The sequence below is a fragment of the Kitasatospora sp. NPDC015121 genome (genome assembly GCF_055562955.1).
The window spans coordinates 1-14,526 of sequence record NZ_JBVHEH010000065.1; the positions used below are offsets into that span (position 1 = coordinate 1).

Annotated in this window: 14 protein-coding genes; 10 read left to right on the forward strand and 4 right to left on the reverse strand. The window is 62.5% G+C overall.

Features of this window, described 5'->3' with window-relative positions:
* Positions 1 to 659 (reverse strand): DJ-1/PfpI family protein (locus ACZ3J7_RS40005; RefSeq protein ID WP_353799049.1); only part of this gene is annotated, 659 nt, incomplete at its 3' end.
* A gap of 108 nt (positions 660 to 767) precedes the next feature.
* Between ACZ3J7_RS40005 and ACZ3J7_RS40010 the strand changes: the two genes are divergently transcribed.
* Positions 768 to 1,079, forward strand: a complete 312-nt coding sequence (locus ACZ3J7_RS40010; RefSeq protein WP_003941073.1) for a putative quinol monooxygenase — start codon at positions 768 to 770, stop codon at positions 1,077 to 1,079.
* 632 nt (positions 1,080 to 1,711) lie between these two features.
* On the forward strand, positions 1,712 to 3,037 hold the full coding sequence (locus ACZ3J7_RS40015) for an ISL3-like element ISPfr2 family transposase (protein WP_003941077.1): 1,326 nt from the start codon (positions 1,712 to 1,714) through the stop codon (positions 3,035 to 3,037).
* 104 nt (positions 3,038 to 3,141) lie between these two features.
* On the opposite strand, the gene ACZ3J7_RS40020 is transcribed toward ACZ3J7_RS40015, so the two are convergent.
* From ACZ3J7_RS40020 to ACZ3J7_RS40030, 3 genes are all read right to left on the reverse strand, one after another.
* Positions 3,142 to 4,590: an aldehyde dehydrogenase family protein gene (locus ACZ3J7_RS40020; protein ID WP_003941841.1), complete on the reverse strand. Its 1,449-nt coding sequence runs from the start codon at positions 4,588 to 4,590 to the stop codon at positions 3,142 to 3,144.
* Positions 4,591 to 4,676: 86 nt separating this feature from the next.
* On the reverse strand, positions 4,677 to 5,543 hold the full coding sequence (locus ACZ3J7_RS40025; RefSeq protein ID WP_003941838.1) for an alpha/beta fold hydrolase: 867 nt from the start codon (positions 5,541 to 5,543) through the stop codon (positions 4,677 to 4,679).
* A gap of 57 nt (positions 5,544 to 5,600) precedes the next feature.
* Positions 5,601 to 6,005, reverse strand: a complete 405-nt coding sequence (locus tag ACZ3J7_RS40030) for a hypothetical protein (RefSeq protein WP_003941837.1) — start codon at positions 6,003 to 6,005, stop codon at positions 5,601 to 5,603.
* A gap of 197 nt (positions 6,006 to 6,202) precedes the next feature.
* Between ACZ3J7_RS40030 and ACZ3J7_RS40035 the strand changes: the two genes are divergently transcribed.
* From ACZ3J7_RS40035 to ACZ3J7_RS40070, 8 genes are all read left to right on the forward strand, one after another.
* Positions 6,203 to 7,177, forward strand: a complete 975-nt coding sequence (locus tag ACZ3J7_RS40035; RefSeq protein ID WP_042926698.1) for a LysR family transcriptional regulator — start codon at positions 6,203 to 6,205, stop codon at positions 7,175 to 7,177.
* Between the two features lie 458 nt (positions 7,178 to 7,635).
* Positions 7,636 to 8,214 (forward strand): IS110 family transposase, encoded by a 579-nt coding sequence (locus ACZ3J7_RS40040; protein ID WP_003941835.1) that lies wholly within the window; start codon positions 7,636 to 7,638, stop codon positions 8,212 to 8,214.
* Positions 8,215 to 8,412: 198 nt separating this feature from the next.
* Positions 8,413 to 9,378 (forward strand): PASTA domain-containing protein, encoded by a 966-nt coding sequence (locus tag ACZ3J7_RS40045; RefSeq protein ID WP_003941836.1) that lies wholly within the window; start codon positions 8,413 to 8,415, stop codon positions 9,376 to 9,378.
* A complete protein-coding gene (locus tag ACZ3J7_RS40050; protein ID WP_003941839.1) occupies positions 9,378 to 11,432 on the forward strand; it encodes a VWA domain-containing protein in 2,055 nt (684 codons plus the stop codon). The genes ACZ3J7_RS40045 and ACZ3J7_RS40050 overlap by 1 nt, the downstream gene beginning before the upstream one ends.
* Positions 11,433 to 11,518: 86 nt before the next feature.
* Positions 11,519 to 11,860, forward strand: coding sequence for a hypothetical protein (locus ACZ3J7_RS40055; protein WP_003941834.1), 342 nt, complete (start codon positions 11,519 to 11,521; stop codon positions 11,858 to 11,860).
* 78 nt (positions 11,861 to 11,938) lie between these two features.
* Positions 11,939 to 12,529: a YfbU family protein gene (locus ACZ3J7_RS40060; RefSeq protein WP_256670339.1), complete on the forward strand. Its 591-nt coding sequence runs from the start codon at positions 11,939 to 11,941 to the stop codon at positions 12,527 to 12,529.
* Positions 12,530 to 12,614: 85 nt separating this feature from the next.
* Positions 12,615 to 13,316, forward strand: a complete 702-nt coding sequence (locus ACZ3J7_RS40065; RefSeq protein WP_037132739.1) for a hypothetical protein — start codon at positions 12,615 to 12,617, stop codon at positions 13,314 to 13,316.
* A 168-nt stretch (positions 13,317 to 13,484) separates the two neighbouring features.
* Positions 13,485 to 13,745 carry a hypothetical protein gene (locus tag ACZ3J7_RS40070; RefSeq protein ID WP_218681522.1) on the forward strand — a complete coding sequence of 87 codons (261 nt, stop codon included), beginning with the start codon at positions 13,485 to 13,487 and terminating at the stop codon, positions 13,743 to 13,745.
* The last annotated feature ends 781 nt before the right edge of the window (positions 13,746 to 14,526 follow it).

A 14,526-nucleotide genomic window follows, 5' to 3' on the forward strand; every position in this document is an offset into this window, starting at 1 on the left:
ATCGGGTCCTCGTGCCGGAGATGTTCGTAGGCGACGAAGGCCGCCTGCGACGGACGCTCGTCGATGATGAGGAGCTTGGCGACATGTTGGGCCAGGTCGGGGCTGATCGATCGCACGAGTGAGAGCGCGAGGTCGATGTGGGCGAACGCGGCGCCGGCGGTGACGAGGTTCCCGTCGACCACGACCATGGTGTCGAGATCGAGGGCGACGGTCGGATAGCGCTTCAGGAACTCCGGCCCCAGGAACCAGCTGGTCGTCGCCCGCCGATGATGCATCCGTCCGGTCTCGGCGACGGCGAACACGCCGGTGCACGCCGCGGCGATCCGGGTGGTCGCGTCGTCGAGGCGCCCGAGCGAGGCGATGACCGAACGAGCATCTCGGCTCTGGAGGGCGTCGTTGGTAGCGGCGGCCGTGAGGGTTCCAAGCGCAGGGACGACGACCACGTCGAACTCTGCGGACTCCGACAGCGGGTGGTCCACCGACAGGGTCATCGATGCCGTCGTGGTCACTCTCCGTTTCGGTCCGAGGATGGCGAGTTCGATCGGGTCGATCCGCGGGTCGACATCGCTGCGGGCTCCGTCGGCCACCCGCACGATGTCGATGATCGACGCGACAGCCGAACCGAAGCAGCCGTCGATCGCGATCAGTCCGATACGCATGGCGCGAACAATAGCAATACTGCCGTATACGCCACTTCTCACATGCCCTTGCTCGTCATACGCTTAACTCGCTTCACCAAGAAACCTCGACACCTAGGAGAACCCCTCATGTCCACACCCGCATCACTTCCGTATGCCTTCGTCGCCAAGATCGTCGCGGCCGATGGACAGCACGACGCGCTCGCCGATCTGCTCGCCGGCGCTGTCGCGCTCGCCAACGAAGAAGTAGGAACGATTGTCTGGTTCGCGGTCAGGACCCACGCCGACACCTTCTGGATCTTCGATGCATTCCCCGACGAGGCCGCTCGCGACGCCCACGCCAACGGCGCCATCGTCGCAGCCCTGATGGCCAACCAGCACCTCCTCGGCGCAGCACCCGAGATCCTGGCGGCCGACGTCCTCGCGTCCAAGCTCCCGTAGTCCGCCAACGCACGAGACGATCGCGCCCCGCCGAGCCGTCGCCAGGTCGCGACGCAACGCCACGCTGCGTTGCCGAGCGGTGCGAGGCCTATCGGCACACGGACAGGATGCCGGCCGCGAGCGCTCAGCCGGCGAGGGTTCCGTCGCAGAGGAGAGCGACGTCGGTGTCGGGCAGAGCCGTGAGGCCAGCGCATCGCGCGACCACCAGAACCGAACCGCCCCTGCCCTGCGTTTCCGCAGGTCAGGGGCTGTTCGCCGGAGCCGCCTGTCGGAATCGAACCGACGACCTAATCACATCGGCTTTGCGTCTATCGCTTGATGCGCCCACTGGGCGAACGAGCCACTGACCTGCGCAAACGCCGAGCGTGGGGGACGCCGCCATCCGGTGGTGACCGACGTCGACCGACCAGTACCGACCGTTTCACCGGAGCTTGCGGCGGCGTCGAAGCCGAGCAAGCTCCATTCCTTTAGCTCACCGCGCCCTCCTCCTCGCCGGTCCCGTCGTCGTCGAAGACGTTTCAGGGGTCTTCTCAGATGACGGTGTAAGTCGGCCGGGCGCGTCGGTCCGCAGATAGACGTCGAGGTCTCCCGACGACGGAGGTTCCTACGCCATCCATCCGAAAGACCTCGACGTGTCCGACGCTACCCCGCCGGCCGGCTTCGGCCGCCCTGACCTGACCGCCTTCGCTCGACTCGACGGCCTCGGTCTGAGCGTGACCGGACAACGACTTGAACCGGATCGTGCGGTCCTCGCGTGCCGCGTGGTGGAACCAGATCAGTGGTGCCGACGGTGCGGCAGCGAAGGCGCTGCTCGTGACACCGTGATCCGGCGGTTGGCCCACGAGCCGCTGGGCTGGCGACCGACCGTGCTGGAAGTTGTAGTGCGCCGCTACCGCTGTGCCGACTGCGGACACGTGTGGCGCCAAGACACCAGCGCCGCGGCGGAGCCACGCGCGAAGCTCTCGCGCACCGGGCTGCGGTGGGCGCTGGAAGGGATCGTGGTCGCACACCTCACCGTCGCCCGTGTCGCCGAGGGACTCGGGCTCGCGTGGGACACCGCCAACAACGCGGTCCTGGCTGAAGGCAAGCGGCTGCTGATCAACGACCCCACGCGGTTCGAGGGCGTGAAGGTCATTGGCGTCGATGAGCACGTCTGGCGCCACACCAGGCGTGGCGACAAGTACGTCACCGTGATCATCGACCTCACCCCGGTCCGCGATGGCGCCGGCCCAGCAAGGCTGCTGGACATGGTCGAGGGCCGGTCGAAGGCGGCGTTCAAGACCTGGCTCGCCGACCGCGACGACGCCTTCCGTGACGCGGTCGAGGTGGTCGCGATGGACGGCTTCACCGGGTTCAAGACCGCCGCTGCAGAGGAGATCCCGGACGCGGTCACGGTGATGGATCCCTTCCACGTCGTGCGCCTGGCCGGTGACGCCCTCGACAGGTGCCGGCGCCGGGTCCAACTCGCGATCCACGGGCACCGTGGGTTCAGGGACGACCCGCTCTACAAGTCGCGGCGCACGCTGCACACCGGCGCGGACCTGCTCACCGACAAGCAGAGCGACAGGCTACGCGCGCTGTTCGTTGATGACGCTCACGTCGAGGTCGAGGCGACCTGGGGTGTCTACCAGCGCATGATCGCCGCCTATCGCCACGAGGACCGGCAACGTGGCCGCGAGCTCATGGAGAAGCTGATCACCGACCTCAGCGCCGGCGTCCCCAAGGTGCTCACCGAGCTCACCACCCTGGGCCGGACCCTGAAGAAGCGAGCCGCTGACGTGCTCGCCTACTTCGAACGACCCGGCACCAGCAACGGGCCGACCGAGGCGCTCAACGGACGGCTCGAACACCTGCGCAGCTCCGCACTCGGGTTCCGCAACCTGACCAACTACATCGCCCGAAGCCTGCTCGAGACCGGCGGCTTCAGACCCCAACTCCTACACCCCCGATTGGGATGAGCCCCCAAACCGGCAGAAATGATCTGAGGCGTTCATGCGAAGACGCCGTCGGCTGATGTCGTGGACGAACGAACCACGTGCGTGGATCAACGGCAACCATCGCTCTACAGAACGTCGATGCCGGTCAGAACGAGCACCTTCTCCTCAGTGAGATCTTCCATTGCCGAAAGGACTCCCTCTTTGCCTGTCCCAGAGTCCTTCACGCCCCCGTACGGCATCTGATCGGCGCGGTAGCTCGGGACATCACCGACGATGACTCCACCGACGTTCAGAACACGTGAGGCGCGAAAAGCGGTCTGCAGGTTTGAGGTGAAAACCCCTGCCTGCAAACCGAACCGAGACTCATTGACCTTCTCGAACGCATCCTCGTCCGAGGAGACCTTGCAGAGCGCCACGACAGGTCCGAAGACTTCGTCGTCGAGTACCCGCGCGCCGCGGGGCGCGTCCTCGATCACGGTGGGCTCGACAACGGCCCCCACTCGTCCGCCACCGGCGAGAACGGTCGCACCGCCTGCCACCGCCTCGTCGATCCACTGCTCCACACGCACGGCAGCACGCTCGTCGATCAGTGGACCGACATCGGTAGCGTCGTCGTCGGGTGCACCGGTGGACAACATGCCGATCCAGGACAGTATCCGTTGCCGCATGCTCTCGTAGTGCTTGTCGTGCAAGAATACTCGCTGCACCGCGATGCAGGACTGACCAGCTTGGTACATCGAGAACCGCGCAATTCGTTCGGCCGCGAAGTCCTGTCCGGCTTCATCGGACCAGTCTTCACACACCACGACGGCGGCGTTTCCTCCCAATTCGAGCGTGACGTGTTTTCGCGGCACCCGATCGCGGATGGCCCACCCCACAGGAACCGAACCGGTGAATGAGACCACCGGCAGACGCGGATCCTGGACCATCTCCGAAGCCTTTTCGTTCGAGACCGTCAACACGGACCACGCGCCTTCTGGCAGTGACGTTTCCGCCAGCAGCTCACCGAGCACCAGACTCGACAGCGGTGTCGCTGGCGCAGGCTTGACGATGATCGGCGCACCGACGGCGAGCGCCGGCGCAACTTTGTGGGCGACCAAGTTGAGCGGAAAGTTGAACGGGGCGATCCCGAGGATGGGGCCGCGCGGGACCCGGTGAACCAGAGCCAAACGACCGTCCGAGCCTGCATCGGTATCGAGTCGTTGCATGTGTCCACTCCAGCGCCTGGCCTCCTCGGCTGCCCACCGGAAGGTGGTAGCGGCGCGGGTAACCTCGACACGCGCCCACTTGATTGGCTTGCCGGATTCGGCTGAGATGAGCTGGGCAATCTCCTCGTGGCGGTCGTTCAGACGCGTTGATATGTGTATAAGAGCGTCTGCGCGGATATGCACGGGTGTACTCGCGAATTCGGTGGCCACCGCCGAGGCAGCTGCGATCGCGGACTCGATGTGCACCGGATCCGCCTCGGACACAGTTGCGACAATCCGACCGTCGAATGAATTGCGGATCTCGATACGGCTATCGGTCGTCGTCGCCTCGCCGGCGATCAGGAATGGAAAGTGTTTAATGCTCATCGGTATTCCTCTTCGAAGTGTACAAACAACTGCTCGCCGACCCCCTTGTTGCGGTGGCCGGCGAGCGCGTTGATGTACTGGACAGGTCAGACGGATGCAGCGGTGGCTGCGTTCTTCTGGAGAATCTCGAGCGCTTGGATGAGGTAGGTGCGGAAGACTGCGTGGTTCTCGCTCATCGGGAAGTGACCGATGTCTTTCATCTCGATGAACTGCGCGTTCTTGATTTGCGCGGCCGTTCGGGCGCTGTCTTCCGGCGTGGTCAGGTAGTCGTAGTCGCCGGTCAACATCACGACGGGGCAGCGATCGCCGTCGATCTGATCGAGCTTGTCGCGCAGATCGTGATCGACCGAGTAGAAGTGCAGGTCGCCCTTGAACGCTTCGGATCCCTGGGTGTAATAGAACCAGGTCTTCCAGCGATCTGCCTCCGGTGACTGGGGAGCCATGAGATCCCACGTGCCGCTGGCGCACACCTGCGCTGCGTTCGCGTGCGGGTGCTGCCACCAGTCGAGGTAGAAGCCAGGCGAGTAGTCGGCACCTTCGACAGGGATGACGCCGGCGAAGCGATCCGGATTGCGCAGCGCAAGCTGCAGGGCGATGTTGCCGCCGAACGAGGATCCCATGAAGATCGGATTCTCGAGTTCGAGCGCATCAACGAGTGCAACGATGAAATTGGCGTAGTGGTCAGCCGAGAGTTTGTATTCCTCGGTCCACCACTCGGTGTTCTCCGGCGGATCGGACTTTCCATGTCGAGGTAGGTCGTAGGCGATGACGCGATAATTCGCGGTGATCTCTTCGTCTTCCAGCAGCCCGCGCCACTGATGGTTGTGAGCCCCGGCGGTGTGCTGGCACACCAAGGGCTGACCGGTGCCGTTCTCCAGGTAGAAGACCTTGTACAGCAGGCCGTCGACGTCGACGTCGACGTAGTGTCCCGTCACCGGGGAAATCTTGCTCATCTCGAGGGTTCCTTCGTTGGGGGGAGATTTTGAACTGGTTTGGGTGGCGCTGGTGAATCAGACCGGCACACCGACAGTGCGGAGCAGTTCGATCTGGCGTGTCACGCACCGCAAGTTCTGCATGAGAACCAGCACGTCGCCTTCGAGCTTCATGTCCCGTTGGAATGAGGCAGCCCAGATCCCGTGGTACATCGGCGCGGGTACGGGCACGCCGAACCCCTGCCAGGTCTTGGCACTGGCCCGGATGGCGAACTGGTACGGGCGGTCGAGGGGGCCGGGATCGACCGTGATGGCGTGTACTTTGCCGGTCGTCATCTCGACGACGAAGGTATGTGTGCCCATGTCCAAGAGGTACGAACAAGTGAAGTACTTGCCGTGCGCCTGGATTTCGGGATCCTGATCCGAGGCCTGCTCGAACGCATCGGCCCACTGCTGGGGGGTCTGAGTGATGGTGGCAGTCATTGTTTTCCTTCGTCGACTTGTGTGCCGGATTATTTCTGGAACGGGGATGATCGAAGGGTGATTGCTAGTGCTTCACCGTCGCGAACATGACACCCATCACACCGACAATCGACGGGTACGTCCAATACCAATGACCCTTCCGATCGATAGGAAACAACTATTGGTGTGCATCTACCTGGCCGAATAGCATCGGCGATGTGCGCTTACCCCTGGAGTTGAGGCCGCTGTCGTACTTCGTGGCGGTGGCGGAGGAACTGCACTTCGGCCGTGCGGCTGCACGGCTCCATATCGCCCAACCATCTCTGAGTGTTCAGATTCGAAAGCTTGAGCACTCTCTGGGGACAGCGCTGTTCATTCGTGACAGCCGTCATGTGGCCCTGACGCCGGCAGGGGTGAGGCTCTTGGAAGGAAGCCGTCAGCTACTCTCGGATGCCGAGCGCATTGCGTCGCTCACCCGGCAAGTCGGCCGCAGTGCGCGCAGCAATCTCGTTATCGGATTCCAGGCGAATGCTGCCGCTGAGCTGACCCCGGACATCCTGTCGGCATTTCGCTCGATGCACCCGGATGTCGAGGTGGAAATGCAATCGTTCGACTTCTCCGACCCCTACGTCGGACTAGGCGACGGCACGGTGGACGTAGCGTTCATCAGGCCGCCCGTCGTCGTTGCGGACTGGCTCGCGCTCGACACCCTTTTCATCGAACCGCGAGTGCTGGTCGTTAGCTCGGACTCCCCTCTTGCGCAACATGATTCGATCAGTGTCGAGGATCTCACAGGTCAGCCATTCGTTGCTCGTCGCAGTACCGACGAGTGGCGTGACTTCTGGCTCGCACTGAGCTCTCGCGATGGGCATGACGTTCGGCTCGGAGCCGAGGTTTCAACGGTCGACGAGTGTTTCGAAGCGATCTTGTCGAAGAAGGGCGTCGCGTTCTCGCAAGCATCGACGCAGCGGTTCTATTCTCGGCCAGGACTAGCGTTCGTTCCTGTCACCGGCATACCACCAACGCCGTTATCTATCGGTTGGCGATCAGACGTCGATTCTCTATTGACTCGCGACTTCGTAGAGGCTGCTCGCAGCGTTGCTACAGCCCGCCCTGTGCCGAATTCATGGATGCCCGCGGTCGAAGGTGTGACCTCCTTGCTCGACCGTTTTCCGGCCAAGCTCACTTCGTAACGTCTCGCCGCGCACTTGAGGATCAGGCTAGCCGGTCCTGGCAGTGAGCGCAGTCTGATCGCCGTGCGCACCTGGCAGCGACTTCCGCTACTACTAAATATTGGCGACGGCAGGATGAATCATCCGTTTTGTCGATGGTCAAAACGCACACCCAGGCCCACAGTGAATCGCATGTAAGTGTTTGTAGTGGCCGGCCCGGGGCTGGCTGACAGGATAGGTGTCGTCGCTACAACGCCGTGTGACTCATGAATCGCTTTGCTCCTTTCGGATGCACTGGCCGGGGTTTGTCCACTCTATTGTGGCGGCGACGCCGGTCCGGTCTTGCTTCGGTGGCTTAATCAGAAGCCTGCCCGACCTCGTTGCCGCGAGGTCGTGGCCCGTTACAGGCCTGCCTCGAAGTGCTCTTTCCGGGCCGACGCCGACAACGACGTCGCCCATCGGAAAGGACATCCGTCGCTATGCCTATCGTCGCAGATAACTACGAGATCGTCATCGGGGTAGATACCCACGCCGCGGCCCATGCGCTGTGTGTCGTGGCCGCCGCAACCGGTGCGGTACAGGACAAAGCAAGTTTTCCGGCAAGCCCGGCGGGTCTTGATCGGGCCCGCACGTGGATTGCACACAGGGCAGGTCAACAAGCCGCCCTCGTCGTCATCGAAGGCATCGGCTCCTACGGCGCCGGACTCTCCGACCGCGTTCTTGCGGCGGGATTCCCGGTAGCCGAACCCTCCGTGATGGGTTCGGCGGATCGGAGAGGAGTCGGTAAGACCGACGATCTCGACGCCGCTCGTATCGCCCGGTCAGTTCTGTCCGTCGACATCGATCGACTGCGCCGACCACGTGCGGACGGATCGCGAGTGGCGATGCGCGTTCTCGTGGTCGCGCGCGAGCAGATGACGTGCGAACGGACGCGCGCGGTCAATGCGTTGACAGCTTTGGTTCGCACCGTCGAACTTGGTGTGGATGCACGAAAATCGTTGGCATACAGTCAGATAAAGGAGATCGCCTGTTCAGCCGATAGACAAGGCGTCGCTTAATAGCCGAAAATCCAAGTTCGCCATTCGTTCGCCATGACAGGAGTGACAACCTTGCCCTTCTGGTCATCGAAACCCGGCAAACCGCCGCAACTAGGATCTGCAACTTCGCTTCCGCAAGTGCAACCCCCGACACCATCGCTGGCGTCGACCCGACCTTGGTACGACGGCTGGGGCACCCGCAGGAAGGTGCTCGCCAGCTTGTTCACGGCGCTGGCGCTGTTTGGCTCCGGACTCGCCTCCGGATGGTGGCTGCAGAACGAACTGGTAGCTCGCCAGGAATCGAGTACCGCTGCCCGTCCCGACGACGGCACCCTCGACGATTTTGCTGCCGATATCGCATCGGGTGCCATGCCTGACCTGCGCAGTCTCGGCTCCGACGCATCGAAGCAAATCCTCGCTGACAGCGGAATCCCGGTCGACCGTGTCGAGGTGACCACCCGCGCGGCCGCCGGACGTCCGGGCATCGTCATCGAGCAGACACCACCGTTCGGCAGTTCCGATACGGCGAAGGTGACGCTGGTTGTTTCGACGTCGGCCCAGGTGCCCGTCATCGAGAACCGCTCGGCTACGGAGGTGATCTCGGAACTGCAGGAACTCGGTGCGCAGGTGATCGTGAAGAGCCGCTACCAACCGGACGCGGTCCGAGACGGTGCGCTCGACGTGGATCCACCAGTCGGTGCACCGATTCCCGACGCGGTTACCCTCACTGTCGCTCAGTCCCCCGGATCCGCCTACCCTTCGAAGCTCGACGCCATGGAGAGCGGGTGCGGTACCGGGTCGGAGTCGATGGACGGCAAGAAATATGAGAACTCGGTGACCTGCACCGCGAACAAACCTGGCACTGCCAAGCCGCGCAAGTCGGTGTGGAATCTGGCCCACGCGGTCGACGAGATGCGCGCCACGGTCGGGGTTCCCACCGATTCCATGCCCGGCACCAGGGTCCGCGTCGAGGTGTTCGCAGACGGCACACCGGTCGCGGCCGTCGACGCTGGCTACGGCCAGCCCGCAGACCTCTACGCACGTGTCTCGGGGGCACTGCAACTAACCGTCGTCGCGACCGCGCTCACCGACAGCGGATCGTCGAGAGACACCGAAGCCGTCCTCGCCGACCCGACCATTCTCGGCAGCCAGCAGGCCATCGTAGATCTCACCGAGGACAACTGATGGCCAACTGGTGGCCGAGACTCGGTGCATTGCTCGTGATCCTCGTGTCGGCTTGCCTGCTGCCCGTTTCGTCTGCGGCACAGACACCGACCACTCCACCCACCCGTGCGGTGTCCGCCGCACCGGCGGCCCTGCTTATGGTCATGGACTTGTCCGGTTCGATGAACGACAACGACGCGAACGGCAAGAACAAGCTGACCGGCGCTAAGCAGAGCCTGAGCAGGATCGTCGGGGACACGGCTTCCTCGAGCACACCGCTGGGCCTCTGGACGTACCCGACAGCCGGCAGCAACTGCGATCCCGGGTCATTTCTTGCCGGCGCAGACGGAGGTGTGCGCAAGGACACCGACACGCTGATGGCCCAGGTGTCCGGTCTGAAAGCGGACGGCGGGACACCGACAGGTCCGGCTCTTCGTGCGTCGGTCGATTCGCTGAAGGCCAACGGCATCACCACTGCCACCGTGGTCCTCATCTCGGACGGCGAAAGCAACTGTGGCCAGGCTCCGTGCGACACGGCGAAACAGATCGTCGCCGAAGGGTTCGACGTCACAGTCGAGGCGCTGGGCTTCCAGCTGTCGGGACAAGGTCGCACCGAACTCGAATGCATCGCATCCACCACAGGTGGCCGCTACAGCGACATCGCAGACGTGGACGAAATGCAGAAGAGGCTCAAGGAACTGATGATTCCCGAGTTGGCGTTGACGATCTCGGCTCCCGATACCGTAGCGGGCGGCGCCGACGTCACACTGACAGCGAACGTCACCAACTCGTCGGCACGAGCCGTCAACGACGTGCGACTGTCCCTCTCGTTTCGCGCGGACACCGACCAGGCTCTCTTCCCTGTCGTCATCCCGCCCGTCGCGCGACTCGGCAACATCCCCGCAGGGCACAGTGCAAACTTCGAGTGGAAGCTGCGACCCGCGGACTCGAATGCAACCCAGGACCGAACCGCGAACTACCGGGTCATCGCTACCGCCGCCCGACCCGCCGCCGCAGCCATGGCAGAGGGCACCATCAAGATCGACCTTCGCTCCGTGGCGGGCGGGGTAGTCAAGGCACTCCTCGACAATGGCTCCACGGTCGCGGTATTCGGCGACTCCTACGCCGCCGGCGAGGGCGCCGGCCGATACCTTCCCGGCAACAGTCGTGTGGACGAATGGTGCCATCGGTCCCAATCCACCCATGTGACACAGCTTTTCGGGATCGAGCACACCAAAAACTACGCGTGCTCCGGTGCAGTTCAAACGAACCTGTTCGGACCTCAGCCTGGCCGGGTCACATACGACTCCCAGGTCGCCCAGATGGACGACGGACCCACCGTCGATGCAGCCTTTCTCAGTATCGGGGGCAACGATATCGGATTCGCCGACATCGTCACCGGCTGCTTGTACCCGAACTACGATGCCAGGCTGGACACCCTCGACGGTGTCCACCTCAAGGAGACCATTTCCACCTGCGGATACGCGGATGCGAACGCTCAAGGACTGGTCGACAACGATGCAGTCAGGCAGCGCACCGTACGCCAGAAACTCGACGACCTGAGCACACAACTGCCCGGCACCTACCGGAAGGTGTACGACGCCCTGAACACCAAGGCGGAACTCGACCAACGCGACGGTAGTGAAGCTCCGCTGCTCGTGCTCGGCTATCCGCTGCCGTTCCCCGACACCGTCGGCGTCACGTGCGGCGAGTTCTCCGCCAGGGAGGTTGCGTATGCCAACAAGGTTGTCCGAGAACTCAACAGAGTCCTGGCGCGGTCGGTGAGCGCCGCACAGAATGACGCCCGCCAGATCTACTGGATCGACACCGTCGAGCGGTCGATGCAACCGGTGAACACACTGTGCGACGGCTCCGCGTCAGGAATCAACGGCGCCACCTTCGGCCAGGGCGCCGGCCTCGCAGCCCAGCAGTTCGTGGGCCTGAATGCGAACAAGCAAGAACTCGTCCACCCTAACGAACTGGGCTACAGCCGGATAGCGGGCGCGATCGCGCAGTGGTCGACCAGCTCTTATGCAGCTCCACATGAAGCTCCATCGTCCGCCAGGCACCACTAACCGCGGAATTCACCACCGGAGTCGAGTGCGCACTGCACGCCGTCCCGAACGTGCAAGCCACCGAACCCGCCCGCTGTATCCAGACCATGAACACTGTGGTCCCGGCCGGCACCTACTACGAAGCCGAGATTCGAAGCATCCCACGCACCCTGGCGACAGGATTCACGACGCAAGACGGCCCACTCGATCTCCACGTCGTCATCCCCCCGGACCTCGACTTCGGCACACACACGATAATCGTCAGGACGGTAAATCCATCGGGGAACGAAGCAGTCACCGCGTATCAGATCACAGTGAAGGCACCAATACCGCTGTGGTGGTGGGTAACGGCGGGCACCGCCGCGGTCTCACTGCTACTGGCAGTTTGGTTCACCGTCCACTCGCGGACGTTCCGCGGCAAGTCTTTGCGAACTCCGGCGAGTACCTGACAGCATGAAATAGATCGAGCGCCACACACAAGTGAACCGGTCCCGGGGAGTCGGACCTGAATTCTCAGTCCAACTTCCGTGGAGCAGCTCACTGCTGCGGGACTACTTCCCCAAGGGCACCGACCTGAGAGTGCATTCGCCGCAGCATCTCCTGGCGGTCGAGAGCGAACTCAATCGCCGACCCCGCCGAGTTATCCAAGACTGCACTCCCACAGAACTATTCGAGTCACTGCTAACCTCAAGCCACGTCAACTGTTGCAACGATGGCTAGAACCCGCCCCGTCGTTTCTGGACTACTTTTCAACCGTCGTTAACAACTGGTACCAAGTCGCAGGATTCAACACCGAGTTGCCGAAACACGACTGCGGGCGCGTGTCCGACATCCTCGAGATGTTCCGGATCATCACCTACGGCATCGACCACCACTCAAAGAACCGGACGCCCGTCGAGGACAAGCTGGCGTTCGAACTCGAGTTCCAGGGCTTCAATCACAACGACCCGCAGGAAAATCACATGGCGAGCTACGTCGACTTCCTACTGGAGTCCTGGCTGCACCTACGTGCGGGTGAGGAACGTCTGCGCGCAGAATCGGTAGTGGACGCTCTGGGGAAGTATCCGCGGCCGATCACCCTGTCCAACTTCGTCGCCTTCGACGTGGTTGGGTGCTGACAGAACTCCCTACCTGCTGTATAGATCCAATAGGTTTTTACTGTGATTATTGCTTTATATGGTCGTAAATGCGACCATATAATCTATGGATGAGATGACGGTGCACGATGCGGCAGCCGCACTTGCGGTGACCGAACGTCAGGTCACCAGATTGGCGCGCGCCGGCACCATCACCATCACCCGCGAGGTCGGCAAATCCCTCCTACTCAGCAGCGCATCCGTGCATCGCATCGCTCAGACCACTCGCCGCCGCGGCCGCCCGTGGAACCCGGACGTCGCATGGGCTGCGCTGGCACTGCTCTCTCACCGCACAGTCGACTGGATCTCACCGCCAGAACAGATCACCCGACTCAAACATCGTTTACGTCGGTCCAACGCGGACGAGGTGGCGTACCTCGCCAGGAACCGCGCCACCACACACCACATGGATACATGGGACGGAGATGCAGACGCCCTGATCAGGGACGGCCACCTCGCTGCCACCGGAGTCAGTGCCATCATTCACGTACCGGAAAGGGCTGCCCGATTCGGACTGTCCTCGACCCTGGGTGACAAAGCCGACGGGTACATCGTCGATGACGCTTTCGAGGACATCGTCGAACAGTTCGGGATGCTGTCTCCTGACGGAGACGTCACCCTGCGGGTCGTCACCGCTCTGAACCCGTTCTTCGACACGACAACACTGCCGATCGCGGCCGTGGCCGTTGACCTGATGGAATCCCTCGACACTCGTGAGCGCAGCGCCGGCACTCGCGTCCTACAGGAGCTGCTCGATGACTTCCGCTGACAGGCCACAGCGGCCCGACCGAACCGCGTTTCCGAAGCCGGAGCAGGCTGCCTCTGAGCGTCCCGAATGGACGGTGACGGCTCCTGCCGGTGGGCAACACCGTGGCCGCAAGCTGCAGAACTCGCCCACACCATCCCTTCCGAACAATGGACCCTGGTCGGAGGGCTGATGGTGCAGCTGCATGCAGCTCGAGCCGGGGTGCCACTCAACCGGCCGACTGTCGACGTCGATATCGTGCGGCACATCGAAAGCGGCGCGGCCATCTTCAACGAGATCAAGAAGCAGCTAGAAGATCTCGGCTACGAGCTCGTCATGCCACTCACAGATGACCCGATTCGCCGGTTCACCCGCGGGCCTGAGAAATCGAAGCAGATTGTCGACGTGATGGTCGCCGACCCCTTGTCACCCCGACATGCGCCAAGGTTCTAGGAGCGCCCGGAGTCCCCATACCACCAACCACGGGACACAACATACGCGAACATTTCATCAATAGAGACACAATATGTTGTGCCAAAACCGCTTCTTTGGCGATTTATGTCGGCACCATGACCTATACTCACAAATGCAGAAATGCCCGCTCCTGGGCATTGGCGCAGGGAGCGGGCTGGTACTTCTGTGGTGGAAGCCAACCTATAACTCTCTGTATCCGTCCGTCAAAAGGGCGCGTGTTCAGTCCTCGCGATTCCCTTGTCTGCGAAGGGAAGAGGAACGCGCAGAGATTTTAAGGAGGAAGCCATGGCTTCCAAACCGCTCAAGCCTGGCACACCGGCGCCCCGCTCCGGTCAGGTAGAGATCGTCGGCCCCCGTGGTGGTCGCACTGGAGACGAGCGAACGACCGTCCGAGGAAAACCGTTACCTCCGACGCCGAAGCCCGGCCAGGGTTACATCTTGGTCGATCCGACCAAGAACGGAGCAGGGCGCAAGTAAGCCGGCCCTGTAAAAAAACTCCCCGTGCATCATCAGATGTACGGGGAGTTTTACAACCGAGCGCGAAAATTTCGGAAATGGCCAGATCGACCATCCTGCATTATCACTGATTTCGTTCTTACAGCATCAATAGGGATGCGATGGACTGAGAGCGCCGGCCACTGAGGAAAGTGAACACACGGACTAGCTGTTGTGGGTATGGACGTTGCTGACGAGGGATTGAAGTAGACGGGCTGGTCCTCGGCGTAAGAATGGGAGTTGCGACACAACCGTTCTCGACCAA